This window comes from Phaeobacter gallaeciensis DSM 26640, from assembly GCF_000511385.1.
In the GTDB taxonomy this organism is placed as follows: Bacteria; Pseudomonadota; Alphaproteobacteria; order Rhodobacterales; family Rhodobacteraceae; genus Phaeobacter; species Phaeobacter gallaeciensis.
In genome coordinates this window covers 2748823-2767845 of sequence record NC_023137.1, presented here as the reverse complement: position 1 = coordinate 2767845, position 19023 = coordinate 2748823, and the positions used below count along the sequence as shown (strand labels likewise).

The following is a 19023-nucleotide window of genomic DNA, read 5'->3' as shown; positions in this document are numbered from 1 at the left end:
GCAAGGCCGACCATGGTGAGTCAGCCTTGCGCGATTTTTAGAACCTTGATGGCGATCAGTAGACCCGCTCGCGGGCTTTCTCCAGGCGGTTCAGAATGTCATCCAGATTGTCCGGGAACACCATGAACTCCTGGAAGCCTTCCATCGCGACCGAGGCCATTTCGGCAGGCGCATCGCGATCAAAGAACTGTGCAATACCACCCGGGGCGTTGGACGACAGCATCTCGAACCCCTGATTGAGCATTTCGTCATCATCGACCGAAGAGCCGGAATTGACGGGCAGCTGACCGAGGGCGCTGCCGCCGTTGATCTTGGTCTGGTTGTCTGCGGAGACAACAAAGCGCAGGAAGGCGCGCGCGGCTTCCTTGTTCTGTGCACCGGACGGGATGTGGAAGGTATCGGTTGGCGCATCTTCCGCCAGTTGAACATCAGGGTTGATGCTGGGGAACTGGTAGAAGTCCAGCTGATCCGTGCCAAGGCCCGCTTCGCGCAGTGGCGCTACTGCAAAGTTACCCATCAGATAGGCCGCTGCCTCCCCCTTGACCATGAACGGCAGGGCTTCCTGCCAGCTGTAGGACTGGTGGTTGTCGATGAAGGCGCCCATGTCGATCAGCTCGCGCCAGTTGGCGAAGGTCTGCTTCACGCGGTCATCGGTCCAGGCGACTTCGCCATTGGTCAGCGCCATGTGGAAGTCATACCCATTCGTGCGCATGTTCAGGTAGTCAAACCAGCCGCCTGCGGTCCACAGGAACTTGGTGCCGATGGTGAAGCACTTGCGCCCGGAATCGAGGATCTTCTGACAATTGGATTTGAAGGTCGCCCAGTCCTTGGGCTCTTCGAGACCGAGCTCATTGTAGATGTCTTCGCGGTAGTAAACGCCCCACTGATAGTAGGTATAGGGCACGCCCCATTGCTTACCATTCAGCGTCATCGCGCCCTTGGTGGAGGCCAACGCATCGGCGATTTCAGGTTCCGCCCATAGGTCGCTGATATCTTCGAACAGACCTGCAGAGACGTAGGGCCGCATACGGTTCGCGGCATACCAGTTGGCCACATCCGGCGGGTTCGCCGACAGGAAGTTGCGGATTTGTGTCTTATAGGCTTCGCGGTCGATCACGGTCAGTTCGACTGACAGATCGGGATGCATGGCGTCGAATTCCTCCGCCATCTGCTCCATCACTGCGCGGGGCGCAGGATTGGACATGTCCGAAAAAATCTTGAGCGTGCCACTCAATTCAGCCTGTGCCGCAGTGGCCAGGCCAAGGCTGAGAGCGAGACCCGCAACCGTACCTTTCAAAGTCTTCATGACGTCCTCCCTATTGACGTGGGGCTTTTGGTTTCATATAGTGGAACCAAATTCCAACTATTGAAACTATGAACGGGTCGAGCTAAGGATGTCAACAGTTACATCGGCTGGGTTCGGTCAGGGAAAGGACTGTGATGGCGAAAGCTGCGCCCCAATCACGAGAGTCGGATGGTACCGTCGGCAAGGCGCTGGCGGTGCTGGATCAGATTGCCGAGGCTGGTCGCCCGATGCGGTTTGGCGAGGTGCTGGCCGCATCCGATCATCCCAAAGCAACGCTTTATCGGCTGGTCCAGACCCTGACCAATCAGGGGATGTTGGCCTACGACGAAACCAATCAGACCTATGCGCCGGGCCTGCGGTTGGTGCGGCTGGCCCATGCTGCGTGGCGGCAAAGCGCATTGGCACCCGTGGCACGTCCCTATCTGGACCAACTGTCAGCAGATGTTGGGGAAACCATCCACCTGGCGCAGCTTGACCATGGGCAGGTGCTCTATGTCGACAAGCGCAATGCCGAAACGCCGATTGAAATGTTCAGTCAGGCTGGAAAGATCGGGCCGGGCTATTGCACCGGCGTTGGTAAGGCCATGATTGCCCATCTGTCAGCCGAGGCACAGGCCGATGCCATTCGCAGGCAGGCGTTTTTCGCCCACACCGCTCACACCCTTGCAACATCTGAGGCGCTGCTGGCCGAGCTTGCCGAGATCCGCCGTGATGGCGTGGCCTTTGATCGGGAAGAGCATGAACCGGGTATTATCTGCATCGCCGCCCCGATCCTGTCGGAGGCGGGCAAGGTTATGGGCGGGCTGTCGATCACATCATCGCTGCAACGCCAATCGTTGGAGGGGCTGACGGCCCTGCGCCCGGCATTGCTTCAAACGGCCAAGGATATCGCAACCGCTGCCGAGACCTGGCAATTTCCAAGTTAACCGAAGGGGAGAAGACGTATGACAGGGGTCACTTTGGCCAAGGCCGTCAAGAAATACGGAGATGTGCAGGTGATCCATGATGTGGATCTGAGCATTGACGACGGCGAATTTTGTGTCTTCGTTGGTCCTTCGGGGTGCGGGAAGTCAACGTTGCTGCGCATGATTGCCGGGCTGGAAGAAACCAGCAGCGGTAATATTCATATCGGCGATCGGGAAGTGACCCGCCTTGACGCGGCAGATCGCGGCGTTGCGATGGTCTTCCAGTCCTATGCGCTTTACCCGCATATGACGGTGGAAGACAACATGGGCTTTGGCCTCAAGATGAACGGTCACCCCAAGGAGAAGATCCGTGAGAAAGTGGCAGAAGCCAGCCGAATCCTGAAGCTGGACGACTATCTCAAACGCAAGCCCAAGGCTCTGTCAGGCGGTCAGCGTCAGCGGGTTGCGATTGGCCGCGCGATTGTGCGGGGGCCTGAGGTGTTTCTGTTCGACGAACCGCTGTCCAATCTTGACGCCGAACTGCGGGTCGACATGCGTGTCGAAATCGCGCGCCTGCACAAGGAAATCGGCGCGACGATGATCTACGTGACCCATGACCAGGTCGAAGCGATGACACTGGCGGATAAGATCGTGGTGCTGCGCGCCGGACGTGTGGAGCAGGTCGGCAGCCCGATGGAGCTTTATGCAGATCCTGATAATCGCTTTGTGGCGGGCTTCATCGGCTCACCCAGCATGAACTTCCTTCAAGGTACGGTGCAGGGCGACGGTGTCGTTGTGCCCGCGCTTGAGAATCGCCGAGTTGCGACTTCAGTGGCCTTGCCAGCAGACGGCAGCAAGGTGCTGTTGGGTCTGCGCCCACAGCATCTGAGCGTGACAGCGGCGGACAGCAGCTTGGTTCTGGACCTCAGGGAGCGACTTGGCGGTGTGTCCTACGACTATCTCAGCACGCCAACCGGTGAAAAGCTCATAGTTGAGACCCGCGGCGACGAAGCCTTGCCTGAGGGGACGGCCGTTGCCCTGGGCTTTGATGATGCGGATGCATATGTCTTCGACGGGGAGACCGAGCAGCGCCTGCGTTAGCAAATAGTAGGCCCCGGGCTGCTATGCACCGGGGCCTTTTGTGGTTCGCGGCCGATCCAAGTTGATTACAGTGACTGCATCAGTGCTGTCCTACACGTCCATGCCGGATTTGTGACAGCATCTACGAGGGCAGTGGCGACATCACCACGCGCAGCGACCCCGTCGGGATCGACCTCCTCACCGAAAAGCATGTCACCGTTGCCATCGCCATCAGTCAGGCGAACCGGACGCAGGATTGCGTAGTCTAGTCCCGACTGTATCAAGTGTTCGTCGGCGTCATGTTTGGCCTGTAGGTAATGGGCGAGGTCGCTGTCCGGAGCAGGGTCGTCCGCGCCGATTGAGCTGAGCATGACAAACTTGGAAACACCCGCACGTTTGGCCGAATTAATCAGGGCTTTTGCGCCATCGCGGTCCACCTTCTCTGTCATCTCCGCCGATGTGTCGCCGCCGGATCCCGCTGCAAAAACGACGCTATCGCATCCCGCGCAGGCCTCCGCTGGCAGATCCGTGAGGTCTCCGTGTCGGGTGGCGGTGCCGCGCGGCAGAATGCTTGTGTCTGACCCTTCGCGGATCAGGGCGATTGGGTGGTGGCCGAGACGCAGGAGCTTTTCAACGACCCGGCGACCGGTATTGCCTGTGGCGCCGACTACGAGAACTTGCATGGTGATCTCCTTATTTCCTGTGAATGATATTGGTGGCCGACAGCTGGCGGCTCAGAACGATGGAGCCATCGGACCCACCTTGGCCACGGCGGCTTGATAGCCAGGCTGTTGCTGCAGATCGGTCCAATAGCGCGCAACCCGTGGCGCGTTCTCTAACGCGCTGATAGCTGCCAGATTGGCGAGGATGTAGGAAAACTGGATATCCGCCAGCGTGGCGGTGTCGCCAAACAGCAGCCCCTGTTCGGGCAGCTTCTGGGTAAGATAATCAAGGTGTTGAGCCATGGCACGGCTGGCCGCCTGAGTGGCCTCTTCACCCTTCAGGGCAGGCAGTAGCACGCCCATGGCGACTTCTGCAAAGGAGCTTTCGACATAGTCGAGCAGTTCTTCGTGATGCACCGCCTCAGCGCTGCCGGGGGAGGGGTGATGATGGGTATCCCCGTATCGGTCGGTAATGTAGCGCAAGCAGGTTGCGGATTCCGCGATCATTATGTCCCTGTCCTCGATCACGGGGGATTTGCCCAGCGGATGTACCTTGGCCAGACTTTCGGGCGCCCTGAAGGAGGCGGTGCGGTCATAGGTGACAACGGTGTAGGGTTGCCCCAGGTCTTCCATCAGCCAGATCAGGCGGATCGCGCGCGAATAGGCGAGGCAATGTATCGTCAGCATGGGCGGCGTCTCCTTGCAGAGGGTGTCGGTTTCGGATTGGGGTGGGAGGCGGGGGGGGGTCTCCAGAACTCGGTCGCAAAAGGAAGGGCGGCCTTTTCGCCGCCGTTGTGTGTCCAACGGTTTGGGGCGCGATTTTGTTCCTGGGGCCTGCCGCTGCGGCGCATCGGAGTTATCGGAGAGTGGAACCAGCATGCCCAGTCAGGTGTTTCACCCACAGCGATCACATCACATCAGGGGCAATTGCAGCATATGCCTGCCGGATGTGATAGGATGTAGCCCTATGAGAGGAGATGGACCATGGCCGGAGGATGGGCGCGCGACGGCGCGGTGAGCGAACAGATCGAGGCGTCGATCAGTGACGAGCTAGCGCGTCTTAAGTCTCGGCCTGCGCCAGTGGGCGAAAGCCTCACCCATTGTGCCGATTGCGAGGAACCGATCCCGGAGCCGCGCCGCAAGGCCATTCCGGGAGTGAAGCTCTGTATCGAGTGCCAGCAGGATCGCGACAGTGCCTACAGCGCGCGGGGTGGTACCAACCGGCGTGGCAGCAAGGACAGTCAGCTCAAATAACCGCCGACAAAGAGTAAAGGGCGCAGCCGATTGACCACGCCCTTCCTTTCTTCGTCCGGAGATATGCGTGAGGATCAGTCCTCCATCGCCTCCAGCTCGTCGATCATATCGGAGATCATGCTCAACCCCTTGTCCCAGAACGTGGGATCAGACGCATCAAGGCCAAAGGGCGCCAGCAGTTCCTTGTGGTGTTTGGATCCACCGGCTTTCAGCATCTCGAAATACTTGTCTTCAAACCCTTCAGCCCCCTCGGCATAGACCGAGTAAAGCGCGTTCACCAACCCGTCGCCAAAGGCATAGGCATAGACGTAGAACGGGGAATGGACGAAATGCGGCACATAGGTCCAGAAGGTTTCGTAACCTTCCATGAAGTCAAAAGCCTCGCCAAGGCTTTCGGCCTGCACTGACATCCACAGCGCGTTGATATCGTCTGGTGTCAGCTCCCCCTCGGCGCGGGCGGCGTGCAGTTTGCACTCGAAATCGTAGAACGCGATCTGGCGCACGACCGTGTTGATCATATCCTCGACCTTGCCTGCCAGCAGGATCTTACGCTCGGTTTTATCCTTGGCGTTTTCCAGCATCTTGCGGAAGGTCAACATCTCGCCGAAGACCGAGGCGGTCTCGGCCAGTGTCAGCGGTGTCGATGACAGCATCTCGCCCTGATCCGCCGCCAGCACCTGATGCACACCGTGGCCCAACTCATGCGCGAGGGTCATCACGTCGCGCGGTTTGCCGAGGTAGTTCAGCATCACATAGGGGTGCACGTCGGTCACGGTCGGGTGGGCAAATGCGCCGGGCGCCTTGCCCGGTTTCACAGCTGCATCAATCCAGCCTCTGTCAAAAAACGGCTCGGCCAGATCGCCCATCCGCGGGTCAAAGGCGCTATAGGCGTCCATCACCATCTTGCGGGCTTCGCCCCAGTTCACGGTGCGCGAGGTTTCCATCGGCAAGGGCGCGTTGCGGTCCCAGACCTGCATCCGGTCCAGGCCGAGCCATTTGCGCTTCAGTTCATAATAGCGGTGCGACAGCTTGGGGTAGGCGGCCACAACGGCTTCGCGCAGGGCCTCGACAACTTCCGGCTCGACATGGTTGGACAGGTGGCGCCCCATCTGCGGCGACGGCATGCCGCGCCAGCGATCAAGGATTTCCTTTTCCTTGGCTTGGGTGTTGTGGACGCGGGCGAAGATTTTGATGTTCTCTGCGAAGACACGCGCTAACTCCCGCGCTGCGGCCTCGCGCTTGCTGCGGTCTTGTTCGGTCAGGAGATTAAGCGTGCCTTCGATATTCAGCTCTTCGCCGTTCACGGTGAAGGTCAGACCGGCAATCGTCTCGTCAAACAGCCGCTCCCAGGCATCGCCCACAACGCCCAGGTCATGCAGGAATTTCTCCAGCTCATCCGACAGCTGATAAGGCTTCATCGCGCGGATTCGGTCAAAGATCGGTTTGTAGCGGGCGAGATCACTATTGGCGGCGAAGTGGCCGTCTAGCACGGCGTCCTCAAGCCGGTTGATCTCCAATGTGAAGAAAACCAGCGGTGTGGTGAAGATGGTGATCTTCTCCTGCATGTCGGACATGAACTTCGCCCGACCTGCATCGGTGGTCAGCTGATAATAGCGCAATCCGGCAAAGGACATGATCCGGCCAGCAATCGCGTTGATCTTTTCATTGCGCAGGACACAATTGAGCAGGCCATCAGCATCCAGATCAGCCAGCTTGCCCTCGTAATCAGCCGCGAAGCTTGCGCATTCCTCTTCCAGCCAGGCCAGGTCCCGGTCCAGCTCAGACGCATCCTCAGAGGTGTAGAGATCGCTGAGGTCCCATTCGGGCAGATTGCCCAACCCGTCCGGCCCAGCCCCACCTGCGGCATTGGCATTGACGTCTCGCATCAGGTCGCGGTCAAGGAAGGGAGCGTTGATCATCAGGGCACCTCAGGCTGTTTTATGTCTGCTTCGACATCTAAGCGCGGGGGCAGGGGATCACAAGCAACCGCCCTGTGTGTTGTAGTGATTTATGCGCAAGACGAGGGCGGTGCGCTCCGGGTCAGCCTTACCCGAAGGGGCAGCCTAATCGGCGTATTGGTCAAACAGCCGGGTCATCTTGTCAAAAATGCTGCGGCGTGTGTCAGCCCCTTCCATCATCACCTCGTGCTGCGCGTCCTTGACCAGATCCAGTTCTCCGCCGGGCCAGCGGGCCATGCGATCATGGATGGCTGCGGTATTGACGATCTGTTCCTGCGTCCCGAGGAAGGTGATACAAGGCAGTGCAGGCGAGTGCATTTTTGCGAGATCGGCGCATTCCCGCAGACTCTCACCCAGCCACCGCACCGTCGGCCCGCCGAGCGACAGTTCCGGCTGTGCCGCCAGCTGATCCTGCATGAGACGATACATCTCCGCATCATTGGTGAGCGAATTGCCCTCAAACGGGCTGGCCTGCACATAAGGAGCAAGGGTGGTTGTCGGGGTCCGCATCGCGCCAATGCCGAACCGGTCGCCCATCGCGCTGAGCAGCCGCGCCACAGGGCGCAGGGCCGGGGGAATCTGAATGCCCCACATCGGGGCGGAAAACACACAGGCTTTCACCGGCAGCCCCTCCATCACGGCGCGCAGCCCTATGGCCCCGCCCATGGAGTGTCCAAGCACAAACCAAGGCTTTGGCAACGCCAGTCGCTCCGCCAGATCCACGGCAGCGTCGACATCTTTCTGAAAATCGCGAAACGCAACAACATGGCCCAGAAGGCGCTCGGGCAGCATCCGGTCGGCAAGCCCCTGACCGCGCCAGTCAATGGCCAATGTGGCATAGCCGCGATTGGCCAGGTCCTGGGCTGCGGCGCCGTATTTCTCGATATATTCAGTGCGTCCCGGAAACAGCAACAACGTACCTTTTTCGGCGCCATCCGGACGCCAATGGCCCACGCGGATGCGCAGGCCATCGCTCGTGGTCACCCAATGAGCCTGCCCACCGTCGGGTCCTCGCGCGATATCGGCAAAGAATGGGGCGGGTGTCAGATCCATCAGGGGCGCGTCCATCAGGCCATTGCCGATGCCAGCTTCATCGCGGTGCCCATGTCACCGTCAATGGTCAGCTTGCCGCTCATGAAGGCGGTGGTGGGGTTCAACTCACCTTCGATGATGGATTGAAAAGTCTCTGCATCGGCGGTCATGGTGACGTCGGCTTCGTCGTCGGCGACGCGGGCGCCGTTCTGATCCAGCACGATGCTGCCCATGCCGGTGATGTCGAATTTGGCAGAGCCATCAAAGCCGCCGTCCATTTTTTCGTTCAGCGTTTCTGCCGCTTGGGTCAGCGTTTCGCTCATGTTCAGTCCTCATATTTGGTCCGCAGCTGCAAATTTATGTGAGGGAAGACCCTCCAGCTCTGGAAAACGCAGGCTGCGCGGTTACACTTAACCCATCATGGTTGCAAAATTCTCCAATCTCAAAGCTATCGTGGCGGCAACGTCTTTGACAGTCCTGTTTTCCATGCCTTTGCAGGCGCGCGCGCAGGACCCTGTGGATGAGGCCGGATTGCTTGCGGCGCTGGCCCAGTCTGATCCGGACGAGGCGATCGGTCTGGATAGATCGTTGCAGGCGCTTTGGGGGAGCAGTGGTTCTCCGGCGATGGACCTTTTGCTGAAACGAGGCAAGGACGCTCTGGAGCGGGGCGACACCCGCATTGCCATTGAGCATCTGACCGCGCTGACCGATCATGCGCCCGGATTTGCGACGGGTTGGTACGAACGTGCGCGGGCCTATTTCACTGCGGGGCTTTTCGGGCCTGCGGTGGCGGATCTGGAGCGGACGTTGATGTTGAACCCCAATGACTACAACGCGATCTTCGCGCTGGGAGCGATGTTTGAACAGTTTAATGATCCGCAAAACGCCTATGAGGCCTATCAGAGGGCGCAGGCTATACATCCGCATCACGAGGCGATAAGCAACGCGCTCGACCGGCTGAAGACCACAGTCGAAGGCAGAGAGCTGTAAGGCGGACAATTGTACGCGGTTCGGGTGTTGAGGGCGATATCATGACAGGCATGCAGAGTTCCGGGACCTCCCGGGTCCTGGCGGTTCTGGGACCGACCAACACCGGCAAGACCCATTATGCAATCGAACGCATGTTGGGGCACCGCACCGGTGTCATGGGGTTTCCGCTGCGTCTTCTTGCGCGGGAGGTATATGACAAGGTGGTGGCGGCCCGGGGCCCTTCGGTGGTGGCGCTGGTCACCGGGGAGGAGCGTATCGTTCCACCCCGCGCGCAGTATTGGATCTGCACGGTTGAGGCGATGCCCGAGGGCATGGGCTGTGATTTTCTGGCGGTTGATGAGATCCAGCTCTGCGCCGATCCGGAACGCGGGCATGTGTTCACTGACCGGCTGCTGCGGGCGCGTGGCACGCAGGAGACGCTGTTTTTGGGTGCGGATACCATGCGCGGTCCGATCGCGGCACTGATCCCCGGTGTCCAGTTTCTGCGCCGGGAGCGGCTCTCGGATCTGGTCTATTCCGGCTCAAAAAAGCTCAGCCGGATGCCCGCGCGCACAGCTATCGTCGGGTTTTCCATCGACAATGTCTACGCCATTGCTGAGCTACTACGCCGCCAGAAGGGCGGCGCGGCGGTGGTCATGGGCGCGCTCAGCCCACGGACTCGCAACGCCCAGGTGGAGCTCTACCAGAACGGAGAGGTGGACTATCTGGTCGCGACCGATGCCATCGGCATGGGGCTTAACCTCGATATTGATCACGTTGCTTTTTCCTCGCTGACCAAATTTGATGGGCGCCGGATGCGGCAGCTGGCGCCCAATGAACTGGCGCAGATCGCCGGGCGGGCAGGGCGCGGCATGAGCCACGGCAGCTTCGGGGTAACCGGTGACGCACCGCCGCTGGACGATGGTGTGGCGCAAGCCATCATGGAGCATCGGTTCACGCCGCTGAAAAAGCTGAACTGGCGTTCCTCCAAGCTTCAATTTGGCACTGTAGAAGCGCTGATCCGTTCCCTCGAATCAGCACCAGAGGACCAGAATCTTGTTCGCGCACGCGAAGCGGATGATCTCATCGCGCTGAAATCGCTTTCCCAGCAGGATGAAATTCTGGCGCGGACAACCAACGCTCCCTCTGTGCGGTTGCTGTGGGATGTCTGCCGGGTGCCTGATTTTCGCGGCATCTCTCAGTCGGAACATTCTGGCCTTTTGGGCGTTTTGTTCCAGTATCTGCACGGGTCCGGTGTAGTGCCGGACGATTGGTTGGCACGACAGATAAAACGGATCGATAAGGTTGATGGCGACATTGACGCATTGTCGAAACGTTTGGCCTTTATCCGAACCTGGACCTACGTTGCACAACGGAACGGCTGGGTCCGTGATGAAAGTCATTGGCGCGGAGAGACGCGCGCTGTAGAAGACAGATTGTCGGACGCCTTGCACGAACGTCTGACTCAGCGATTTGTGGACCGGCGCACATCCGTGCTTTTGCGCCGGCTCAAACAGAAGGAGGCCCTTTTGGCCGAAGTGAATGACAAGGGTGAAGTGACCGTCGAAGGTGAATTCGTTGGTCGTCTTGAAGGGTTCCGGTTCTCGCCGGACAAAAGCGCTCAGGGCGCCGAGGCAAAGGCGTTGAAATCCGCCTCCCTGCAAGCACTCGCACCGCATTTCCATCTCCGGGCTGACCGTTTTTACAACGCGCCGGATACTGAAATTGATTTTACCGATCAGGGCGGCCTGATGTGGGGCGAACACGCTGTTGGCAAATTGGTGGCCGGCGCAGATCCGCTGAACCCACGCATCGAGGTTTTTGTCGATGACGCTGCCGGGGCAGACGTCGCTCAGAAAGTCGAACGCCGCCTGCAGCATTTCATCTCCCGCAAAATCAACGCGCTGTTTGAGCCGCTGCTCAACCTACAGCGGGACGAAGAGCTAACCGGCCTTGCGCGTGGCTTTGCCTTCCGCATGGTCGAGGGGCTGGGCCTTCTGCCGCGTGGAGCCGTCGCGCAAGAGGTGAAGGATCTGGATCAGGATGCCCGTGGCGCGCTGCGCAAGCACGGCATTCGGTTTGGCCAGTTCACCATCTTCATGCCGCTGCTGCTGAAGCCGGCACCGACCCGACTGCGTCTGGTGCTCTGGGCGCTTGCCGAAGGTCTGGGGGAGTTCCCGGATGCACCACCAGCTGGCCTTGTGACCGTACCGGTTATCAAGGATGCACCGCAGGGGTATGATACCATGTGCGGGTATCGCAACGCAGGCGAACGCATGATCCGTATCGATATGCTGGAACGCCTTGCAGATATGCTGCGAGCCGAAGACAGTCGTGGCGGTTTTGAAGCCAAGGCCGATATGCTGTCGATCACGGGTATGACGCTTGAGCAGTTTGCCGACCTGATGCAGGGGCTTGGCTATCAGGCTGACAAGGGTGAACGGGTGAAAGCCAAGGCCGTTGATGCCGTGGTGACTGAAACCGGCACACCCGAGGCCGACGTACCTGTTATGGACGCCGCTCAGCAGGTTGAGAACACGCCCGCCGCTGCGCCGGATGAGGCTGATACCGCGGCAACCACCGATGCGGTTGTTGCCGACCCGGCCGTGCCTGCTGACGTCCCGGTTGAGGTTACCGGGATCGAAGATGCGGGCGTTGCGCCCGTGGCGGAAGAGCTCGCAGATCCGGTTGCTGCCGATCCGATTCCGGAAACCGCAGAAATTGAGACACCTGTCGGCGATGCGGCCGATGCGAAGGTTGATGAACAGGAAACCGAGGTTTTCTATACCTTCACCTGGGGCCGCGCCCGCAAGACCGGTGGCAACCGCAACGGCAATCGGCGCGGTCAGGAGGCTGGCGGCGAACGCGGTGGTGCCAAACGCGGTGGCGATGCCCCGCGTGGCAAGGGCAAACCGCGCGGCGGCAAGCCGGGCGGTCGTGATGGTAAACCTGGTAAGAAGGGCGGCCGTCAAGATCAGGGCAGCAAGACCTATTCGGCGCGTCCGCCGAAGAAGGAAAAGCAGATTGACCCGGACAACCCCTTTGCCGCAGCGCTGATGGGGCTGAAGCAATCCGATTGATCGGCTGCTGAAACCGAAGAGTGTGCTGGTGAGCGAGAAGATCAGAATTGACAAATGGTTGTGGCAGGCGCGGTTCTTCAAGACCCGCAGCCTGTCCGCCAAAATGGTCAGTGGCGGTCATCTTCGTCTCAATGGCAGCAAAATCGCAAAACCGGCTCAGAACGTCTCTTCCGGGGACGTTCTGACCTTCCCGCAGGGCCGCATCATCCGAACCGTGCGGATCGAAGCCCTCGGAATACGGCGCGGACCGGCCCCAGAGGCACAGGCGCTGTACTTTGATTTGACCGAAAAACAGGACCCCGTGCCGCGCAACCCGCGTTACGAGGGAAAAGGTCGCCCGGATAAGAAAGAGCGCAGAGCGCTTGATCTTAGTCGCAGGGATGGTGCGTTTTGACATCTTGAAGCCGGCGCTTCGGTGATTTAGCTACAAGCCAAACAGCTACGGGACTCGGCCAACCATGACTTATGTCGTTACGGATAACTGCATTGCCTGCAAATACACCGACTGCGTCGAAGTCTGTCCGGTCGATTGCTTCTATGAGGGTGAGAACACATTGGTGATCCACCCGGATGAATGTATTGATTGTGGTGTTTGTGAACCGGAATGCCCGGCGGATGCGATCCGCCCGGATACGGAACCGGACATGGATAAATGGGTTGAGTTCAACCGCAAATATTCTGAAATGTGGCCCGTCATTGTCTCCAAGAAAGACCCGCTTCCTGAAGCTGAGGAGCGCGACGGGGAAGAGGGCAAGTTGGAGAAGTATTTCTCCGAAGCGCCAGGCGAAGGCGGCTGATCCAGGGGCACGCAGAACCTGCGAGGCACTTGATCTGCCGACTCACCTCTGCTGTTCATGGCGCTGCTGCCAGGCAGGCGCTGGAAGATCAGCCCGTTTTGCGGTGTTTTCTATAGTCTGATAGCCCGCCACCATGAGGTTTCACGGGTCCTCGCCTTTTTGTAAGGCAAAAAATGTGATATACTCAGTCAGCAAATGACCAATCACGGATGTCCGCCTTGGCTGTGCGCCTCATGTCGCATGGGTCTGTTGGCGGTTTTCCTGCGGCATGTCTATAGATGCGGGTCTTCGGATCGTCGCGTGCGTGGACCTGTGGCAGCCCAGCCGATCCTGAATCGGCACATAGCGAGGAAAGACCTGTATGACTAAATCGAAGAAGCCTGAATTCCGCCCCGACGACTATGTTGTGTACCCCGCCCATGGCGTTGGCCAGATCATTTCGATCGAGGAGCAGGAAGTGGCCGGCTTCGCGCTGGAACTGTTTGTGATCACCTTCGAGAAGGACAAGATGACCCTGCGGGTGCCGACCAACAAGGCAACCGAAATTGGTATGCGGTCGCTCAGCTCCCCCGATGTGATCGCCAAGGCGATGACCACGCTCAAGGGTAAGGCGAAAGTAAAGCGCGCGATGTGGTCGCGCCGTGCCCAAGAGTATGAGCAGAAAATCAACTCGGGTGATCTGATTTCCATCGCGGAAGTGGTCCGCGACCTGCACCGCACCGATGATCAGCGCGAGCAGAGCTATTCGGAGCGTCAGCTCTATGAGGCCGCGCTTGAGCGTCTGACGCGTGAGGTTGCAGCCGTTTCTGGTGGCGATGAAATCTCTGCCGCGAAGCAGGTTGACGAGGTACTGACCTCACGTGCTGCAGCGTGATCTTTACCCGGAAACAGCGGTGATCTAGCCAGCTGATATTCGAAAATCAAAAACAAAGGCTGCGCTTCAGGGCGTGGCCTTTTTTATTTTTGGGCTATGATTTAGCCCCTCCCGATGTCACTGCGTATCTCTGACAGGATGATGCGCCCGACCACGGCCAAAAACGAGCAGAGAATACCTATGACGGATCTAAAGACTCGCCTGACCGATCTCTATCGCGGGGCTGATAGCGCTTCCGTCCGCTTTCGCTATGGGCTGATCGGTTTTGACGCAGTAACCATCCTGTTTTTCATGTCCACCGCGCATATTCCCCATGGGCCTTGGCTGATCGGGCTGAGCTGGCTGGTCGGGCTGATCATCGCATTGGATCTGGCAGCACGGTTTTGGATCAGCAGAAACCGGCGCAAGCTGTTCTGGCGCATTTATACGCTCGCTGACATCATTGTACTGGTATCGCTGTTGTTGGAGGCCATTCTGCCAGGAGGGCTGGCGTTCCTACGCATCTTGCGCGGTTTACGACTGATCCACTCCTACCATCTACTGCAGGATCTGCGGCGTGACAGCCGGCTCTTTCGTCGCCATGAGGATGCAATCATCGCCGGGATCAACTTGTTCATCTTTGTTTTTGTGACGTCGATGACGGCTCTGGTGTTTTTCATGGATACTACGGGCAGCGACTACCCCTATATTGATGCGCTCTATTTTACGGTCGCGACGCTGACCACCACTGGTTTCGGCGATATCACCATGGCGACTCCTGCCGGCAAGACCTTTTCGGTCTTTGTCATGGTGGTGGGGGTGACCTTGTTTGTGCGGCTGGCGCAGGCGATCTTTAATCCGCAGCGTGTGCGCTATACCTGCAGCCAATGTGGGCTAACCCGCCACGATGTGGATGCGGTGCACTGCAAGCACTGTGGCGGACAGCTGAAGATCCGCACCAGCGGCGTGGAGTAAGCGGCAGCGGGCTTCAGCCGAGGATGGCGGACAGGCAGAGCAGCGCGACAAGCTCACACAGCTGCTGCGTGGCGCCCAAGACATCTCCGGTCTGCCCTCCGATCTTGGTGCGGGCTGTGGCAGCGATCGCGGCAGCGACTACACACATCGCCAGCAAGGGCCCCCAGGCGGCCCAGCCAAGGGTCAGAACGGCGGCCAGGGTTGCAATCGCCAGCCCCAATCCGCAGTTGCGCCAGGGAGGCCGCCCAACGGAGGACGACAGGCCGGTGGTGCGCGCATTCGGCAGCGCCGCCATCACGACTGGCATCATCGCCCGGCTCAGCATGGCCACAGGCAAGAGCGGCCATGCCGCGTCAGCCGCCAGCAGGCTCGCATAGGCGACCCAGCGCAGACCAAATGTCAGGATCAGCGCCAGTACACCATAGGTGCCGATTTGGCTGTCCTTCATGATCTCCAACCGCCGCTCACGGGTGAAACCACCCCAAAACCCATCCGCGGTATCTGCCAGCCCATCCTCGTGCATGGCGCCCGTCAGAAGTGTCTGCGTGAGCAGCGCGATCCCAGCCGCCAGCATCGGAGATAATCCCATTCCCTGCGCGATGACCGCCAACAGGCACGCCGGTACCGCAACGGCAACCCCGGCAAAGGGAAATGCCCAAACCGCGTGCGCATGTCGCGCAAACTGTTGTTTTTGCAACCTTGGCGTGGGCAAACGTGTCAACAAGATCAACACAAGCAGAAAATCTACACCAGATATGTCGTTTTTTCGCATTTGCGGGCCTCACGGAGGGCTTGCGGTGTCAAGATGAACCGGTACATACGGATGATCCGCTTTACCTGCGATGACCCCTTCGATGCAATGAGGCTTTCCATGCTGTCACCGCTCTTTTCGCTTGATCACTTTCGTGCGCAGCTCGCGCAGGCTCCGGGCGTGGACGAACGGGCTGAAACAGCCGCGGCCGAACGCAACAGTCAATTGACCAAGCCGCCAGGCTCGCTCGGACGGCTGGAGGATCTGGCGATCTGGTACGGAAGCTGGCGCGGTACAGAGCGCCCGGTGATCCGAGCGCCGCAGGTAATCGTCTTTGCCGGCAATCATGGCATCGTGCAGCAGGGGGTCTCTGCCTTTCCGAGCGAAGTGACGGCACAGATGGTCGCCAACTTCAAACACGGCGGCGCCGCGATCAACCAGTTGGCAAAGCTGGCGGGCGCTCGTCTTGATGTTCATAGCCTCGATCTGGAGAGGCCAACGAAGGACTTTACCAAAGACGCGGCTATGGACAACGCTGAACTGCTCAGCGCGTTGCAGACGGGATGGAAATCGGTCGATCCCTCCGCCGATCTGCTTGTAGTTGGTGAGATGGGTATCGGCAATACGACACCGGCCGCAGCGCTGGCCTGTGCGCTGTTCGGCGGCGACGCCGGGGATTGGACCGGACGTGGGACCGGTGTTGATGATACCGGCCTGGCGAATAAAACTCGGGTTGTGGCGGAAGGGGTGGCGTTGCATGGCCCGGCCATCACCGACGGTGTTGAGGCGCTGCGCCGTCTCGGCGGGCGTGAGATTGCCGCCATGGCCGGGGCGATGACCGCGGCCCGGATGATGAGAATCCCGGTCATTCTGGATGGCTTTATCTGCTGTGCTGCGGCCGCTTGCTTGATGCGCACTCATCCGGCAGCATTGGATCATGTCGTCGCAGGTCACCAGAGCGCCGAAAGCGCCCACGCCGCATTGCTGACCCATCTTGGCAAGCCGCCATTTCTGTCACTGGATCTACGCCTTGGAGAGGGGTCCGGTGCGGCCTTGGCGATCCAGGTGCTACGGGCAGCTGTCGCGTGCCACAGCGGTATGGCAACCTTTGAGGAAGCGGGCGTTTCCGGCAGCTGAGCTGGCACTATGCGCCACTGATGCCGCTTTGCCGTCCTGCCTTTTGACAGGCAGGACGACGCAACGGAGGGTCAGGCTGATTTCTGGTCTGAGGATTTCTTGGCCTCTGCAAGCTCCAAGAGCGCTGTTTCCAGATCTTTTTCCAGCTCAAGGGCACGGGCGATATAGGCCGGGTTTTCGCTAGTCGGTGTTCCGGGAATCCAAAGACCCGCCAGTTCGCGCACCGTCTGACGATCATGCGCATAGAACATCTGCTCGGCTTGCGCCGCCTCATATTCGCTCAGCCCGATCTGCTCCAGAACATAGCGCCCGGCGCGCAGGGAACTGTCGAACATCTCACGCACAATGTCATTCGCCCCCGCCTTGTAGAGTTCAAACACATGGTTGCGATCAAAAGCGCGCGCAATGATGTGCAGATCCGGATAACCACGACGGGCATGGGCAACCAACCTGAGGGCTGCCTCTCTGTCGTCGAGCGCCACAACGAGGACCTTGGCCTTTGCAATGCCAGCGGCTTTCAACAGTTCGGGGCGGGTCGGATCACCGAGGAAGCTCTTGACGCCAAACCGCCGCATCAGCTGCACGGATGCCATATTGCTGTCCAGAACAACGGTATTGAACCCGCTGGCACGGACCAGCCGATTGACGATCTGACCAAAGCGCCCAATTCCGGCAATGATGACCGGGCCTTCTTCGTCGATTTCGTCGTCGGCCTGTTCCTTGGGGCTGTCCTTGCTGTACTTTGACAGCAGGTCATAGAGAATGAACAACAGCGGGGTGATCAGCATCGACAGGGCGATCACCAGAAGCAGTTTCTCGGACAGTTCAGGTGGCACCACATTGAGCTGCCGGGAAAATGCCAGCAGGACAAACCCGAACTCACCTGCCTGCGCAAGGCCCAGCGTAAAGAGCCAGTGATCACGTTTCTTCAGGCCGAAGGCTTTGCCCACAAAGTAGAGCACGGCGCCTTTTGCTACGATGACTAGCAGGGCAAGACCAATGAGATCGCCCGGCTCGGCCAGAAACAGGCGATAATTGATACCGGCACCGACAGTGATAAAGAACAGACCAAGCAGTAGCCCCTTGAAGGGGTTGAGATCGCTCTCAAGCTCATGCCTGAATTCACTGTTGGCAAGAACCACTCCAGCAAGAAAGGCTCCAAGCGCAGGTGAAAGGCCGACCAGCGTCATCAGGAAAGAAATGCCAACAACGATCATCAGCGCCAGCGCCGTGTACATTTCGCGCAGATTGGAGGCGTGGATGAACCGGAACACCGGACGCGCGAGATAGACCCCGGCCAGCACGATTGATCCGATTGCGGCAAGGGTCACCAGGGTCACAGCCCACCCCGGCAGCCCTTCGACCAGCGACAGTGTAGCGTGGCTGGATGCGCCATGGGCGTCATCCGCGGCGCGCGCGATGGATCCATTTCCGGTGATCTGCGCACCATGTTGGGCTGCCAGCAGCGGCAGTAAGGCAAGGATGGGGATGACTGCGATGTCCTGCGTGAGCAGAACCGAAAATGTCGCCCGCCCCCCACCGGTCCGCATCAACCCTTTTTCAGAAAGGGTTTGCAGGACGATGGCCGTTGAGGACAGCGAGAGCGCCAGGCCAATGGCCAGACCCACCTGCCAGGTCTCCCCTGCCAGCATGGCTGCCCCCATCAGGGCGATCGTGCTGACTAGGATCTGCAGGCCGCCTAGGCCAAGCAGCTTGTGCCGCATCGCCCAAAGCGCGCGCGGCTCCAGTTCCAAGCCGATCAGAAAGAGCATCATGACGACGCCGAACTCGGCGAAATGGCGCAGATCTTCGGCTTCGCTGCCGACGAACCCGAACACTGGTCCGATAATGATTCCGGCAGCCAGATAGCCCAAGACGGACCCAAGCCCGAGACGTGCGGCAATCGGCACGGCGATCACCGCGGCTGCAAGGTAGATCGTTGCTTGATAGAGAAATGCATCCATAAGTTTTGGTATCGCAAGCGCTGCCCGGCTTGGCAACGGTTAACATGCGATGGCAGCGCGGGTCGGTGTGGCGGTGCTGCCGTTGGCGCGACCGCAGCGTATTCGTCCGAAAGAGCGACCTGTACCGTACTGCCTGACCGTTGAGCAGGGCCGGTTGAGCTTCACACGAAACATTGGGCACTCACATAATTGAGGCTGCAAGAGGGCTCACTGGGCTAGACTCTGCTAATTCAGCGCCGCTGACCCGCTAAGGGCGATAATGCCGAGGTTTTGAAGCTCAAAGGAGCAGTCATGAACTGG

Annotated in this window: 18 protein-coding genes; 10 read left to right on the top strand and 8 right to left on the bottom strand. The window is 59.4% G+C overall.

The features are described 5' to 3' along the window. Positions 1-55: 55 nt before the first annotated feature. Positions 56-1306, bottom strand: a complete 1251-nt coding sequence (locus GAL_RS13445; RefSeq protein WP_024098114.1) for an ABC transporter substrate-binding protein — start codon at positions 1304-1306, stop codon at positions 56-58. A 134-nt stretch (positions 1307-1440) separates the two neighbouring features. Here GAL_RS13445 and GAL_RS13440 point away from each other — a divergent pair, with 134 nt between their 5' ends. Both GAL_RS13440 and GAL_RS13435 read left to right on the top strand, forming a co-directional pair. After that, a complete protein-coding gene (locus GAL_RS13440) occupies positions 1441-2232 on the top strand; it encodes an IclR family transcriptional regulator (protein WP_024098113.1) in 792 nt (263 codons plus the stop codon). Positions 2233-2250: 18 nt separating this feature from the next. Next, complete coding sequence (locus GAL_RS13435) at positions 2251-3312, top strand: ABC transporter ATP-binding protein (RefSeq protein ID WP_024098112.1); 1062 nt, start codon at positions 2251-2253, stop codon at positions 3310-3312. 65 nt (positions 3313-3377) lie between these two features. Here GAL_RS13435 and GAL_RS13430 read toward each other — a convergent pair whose 3' ends face one another. Both GAL_RS13430 and GAL_RS13425 read right to left on the bottom strand, forming a co-directional pair. Next, positions 3378-3974 (bottom strand): SDR family oxidoreductase, encoded by a 597-nt coding sequence (locus GAL_RS13430; RefSeq protein WP_024098111.1) that lies wholly within the window; start codon positions 3972-3974, stop codon positions 3378-3380. A 51-nt stretch (positions 3975-4025) separates the two neighbouring features. Beyond that, entirely contained in the window at positions 4026-4640 is a 615-nt protein-coding gene (locus GAL_RS13425) for a glutathione S-transferase family protein (protein ID WP_024098110.1), read from the bottom strand. A 297-nt stretch (positions 4641-4937) separates the two neighbouring features. Between GAL_RS13425 and GAL_RS13420 the strand changes: the two genes are divergently transcribed. After that, positions 4938-5207 (top strand): DksA/TraR family C4-type zinc finger protein, encoded by a 270-nt coding sequence (locus GAL_RS13420; protein WP_024098109.1) that lies wholly within the window; start codon positions 4938-4940, stop codon positions 5205-5207. 74 nt (positions 5208-5281) lie between these two features. Here GAL_RS13420 and GAL_RS13415 read toward each other — a convergent pair whose 3' ends face one another. The 3 genes from GAL_RS13415 to GAL_RS13405 form a co-directional block, all read right to left on the bottom strand. After that, on the bottom strand, positions 5282-7126 hold the full coding sequence (locus GAL_RS13415; RefSeq protein ID WP_024098108.1) for a M3 family oligoendopeptidase: 1845 nt from the start codon (positions 7124-7126) through the stop codon (positions 5282-5284). A 144-nt stretch (positions 7127-7270) separates the two neighbouring features. Continuing rightward, positions 7271-8233, bottom strand: coding sequence for an alpha/beta hydrolase (locus GAL_RS13410; protein ID WP_040104092.1), 963 nt, complete (start codon positions 8231-8233; stop codon positions 7271-7273). Beyond that, positions 8233-8520, bottom strand: a complete 288-nt coding sequence (locus GAL_RS13405) for an SCP2 sterol-binding domain-containing protein (protein ID WP_024098106.1) — start codon at positions 8518-8520, stop codon at positions 8233-8235. Before GAL_RS13405 ends, GAL_RS13410 begins: the two co-directional genes overlap by 1 nt. A 97-nt stretch (positions 8521-8617) precedes the next feature. On the opposite strand from GAL_RS13405, the gene GAL_RS13400 reads away from it, so the two are divergent. From GAL_RS13400 to GAL_RS13375, 6 genes are all read left to right on the top strand, one after another. After that, positions 8618-9187, top strand: coding sequence for a tetratricopeptide repeat protein (locus GAL_RS13400; RefSeq protein WP_024098105.1), 570 nt, complete (start codon positions 8618-8620; stop codon positions 9185-9187). Positions 9188-9228: 41 nt separating this feature from the next. Further along, positions 9229-12246 (top strand): helicase-related protein, encoded by a 3018-nt coding sequence (locus GAL_RS13395; protein ID WP_024098104.1) that lies wholly within the window; start codon positions 9229-9231, stop codon positions 12244-12246. A gap of 28 nt (positions 12247-12274) precedes the next feature. Then, positions 12275-12640 (top strand): RNA-binding S4 domain-containing protein, encoded by a 366-nt coding sequence (locus GAL_RS13390; protein ID WP_024098103.1) that lies wholly within the window; start codon positions 12275-12277, stop codon positions 12638-12640. A 64-nt stretch (positions 12641-12704) separates the two neighbouring features. After that, positions 12705-13043: a ferredoxin FdxA gene (fdxA, locus tag GAL_RS13385; protein ID WP_014873843.1), complete on the top strand. Its 339-nt coding sequence runs from the start codon at positions 12705-12707 to the stop codon at positions 13041-13043. Positions 13044-13404: 361 nt separating this feature from the next. Continuing rightward, positions 13405-13917 (top strand): CarD family transcriptional regulator, encoded by a 513-nt coding sequence (locus GAL_RS13380; RefSeq protein ID WP_014873844.1) that lies wholly within the window; start codon positions 13405-13407, stop codon positions 13915-13917. A 180-nt stretch (positions 13918-14097) separates the two neighbouring features. Next, positions 14098-14871, top strand: coding sequence for an ion channel (locus tag GAL_RS13375; RefSeq protein ID WP_024098102.1), 774 nt, complete (start codon positions 14098-14100; stop codon positions 14869-14871). Positions 14872-14884: 13 nt separating this feature from the next. On the opposite strand, the gene cobS is transcribed toward GAL_RS13375, so the two are convergent. Further along, entirely contained in the window at positions 14885-15643 is a 759-nt protein-coding gene (cobS, locus tag GAL_RS13370; RefSeq protein ID WP_024098101.1) for an adenosylcobinamide-GDP ribazoletransferase, read from the bottom strand. 99 nt (positions 15644-15742) lie between these two features. On the opposite strand from cobS, the gene cobT reads away from it, so the two are divergent. Next, on the top strand, positions 15743-16759 hold the full coding sequence (gene cobT, locus GAL_RS13365) for a nicotinate-nucleotide--dimethylbenzimidazole phosphoribosyltransferase (protein ID WP_024098100.1): 1017 nt from the start codon (positions 15743-15745) through the stop codon (positions 16757-16759). A 71-nt stretch (positions 16760-16830) separates the two neighbouring features. Here the strand turns inward: cobT and GAL_RS13360 are convergent, their stop codons facing one another. Continuing rightward, on the bottom strand, positions 16831-18723 hold the full coding sequence (locus tag GAL_RS13360) for a monovalent cation:proton antiporter-2 (CPA2) family protein (protein ID WP_024098099.1): 1893 nt from the start codon (positions 18721-18723) through the stop codon (positions 16831-16833). Positions 18724-19023: the final 300 nt, after the last annotated feature.

Bases quoted from the DNA above. Each gene is read 5' to 3' on its own strand.
- GAL_RS13400 (WP_024098105.1), top strand. From the start codon at position 8,618: ATGGTTGCAAAATTCTCCAATCTCAAAGCTATCGTGGCGGCAACGTCT.
- GAL_RS13430 (WP_024098111.1), bottom strand. From the start codon at position 3,974: ATGCAAGTTCTCGTAGTCGGCGCCACAGGCAATACCGGTCGCCGGGTC.
- GAL_RS13445 (WP_024098114.1), bottom strand. From the start codon at position 1,306: ATGAAGACTTTGAAAGGTACGGTTGCGGGTCTCGCTCTCAGCCTTGGC.
- GAL_RS13415 (WP_024098108.1), bottom strand. From the start codon at position 7,126: ATGATCAACGCTCCCTTCCTTGACCGCGACCTGATGCGAGACGTCAAT.
- GAL_RS13425 (WP_024098110.1), bottom strand. From the start codon at position 4,640: ATGCTGACGATACATTGCCTCGCCTATTCGCGCGCGATCCGCCTGATC.
- GAL_RS13395 (WP_024098104.1), top strand. From the start codon at position 9,229: ATGACAGGCATGCAGAGTTCCGGGACCTCCCGGGTCCTGGCGGTTCTG.
- cobS (WP_024098101.1), bottom strand. From the start codon at position 15,643: ATGCGAAAAAACGACATATCTGGTGTAGATTTTCTGCTTGTGTTGATC.
- GAL_RS13440 (WP_024098113.1), top strand. From the start codon at position 1,441: ATGGCGAAAGCTGCGCCCCAATCACGAGAGTCGGATGGTACCGTCGGC.
- GAL_RS13420 (WP_024098109.1), top strand. From the start codon at position 4,938: ATGGCCGGAGGATGGGCGCGCGACGGCGCGGTGAGCGAACAGATCGAG.
- GAL_RS13410 (WP_040104092.1), bottom strand. From the start codon at position 8,233: ATGGACGCGCCCCTGATGGATCTGACACCCGCCCCATTCTTTGCCGAT.
- GAL_RS13380 (WP_014873844.1), top strand. From the start codon at position 13,405: ATGACTAAATCGAAGAAGCCTGAATTCCGCCCCGACGACTATGTTGTG.
- GAL_RS13360 (WP_024098099.1), bottom strand. From the start codon at position 18,723: ATGGATGCATTTCTCTATCAAGCAACGATCTACCTTGCAGCCGCGGTG.
- GAL_RS13405 (WP_024098106.1), bottom strand. From the start codon at position 8,520: ATGAGCGAAACGCTGACCCAAGCGGCAGAAACGCTGAACGAAAAAATG.
- GAL_RS13375 (WP_024098102.1), top strand. From the start codon at position 14,098: ATGACGGATCTAAAGACTCGCCTGACCGATCTCTATCGCGGGGCTGAT.
- fdxA (WP_014873843.1), top strand. From the start codon at position 12,705: ATGACTTATGTCGTTACGGATAACTGCATTGCCTGCAAATACACCGAC.
- GAL_RS13435 (WP_024098112.1), top strand. From the start codon at position 2,251: ATGACAGGGGTCACTTTGGCCAAGGCCGTCAAGAAATACGGAGATGTG.
- cobT (WP_024098100.1), top strand. From the start codon at position 15,743: ATGCTGTCACCGCTCTTTTCGCTTGATCACTTTCGTGCGCAGCTCGCG.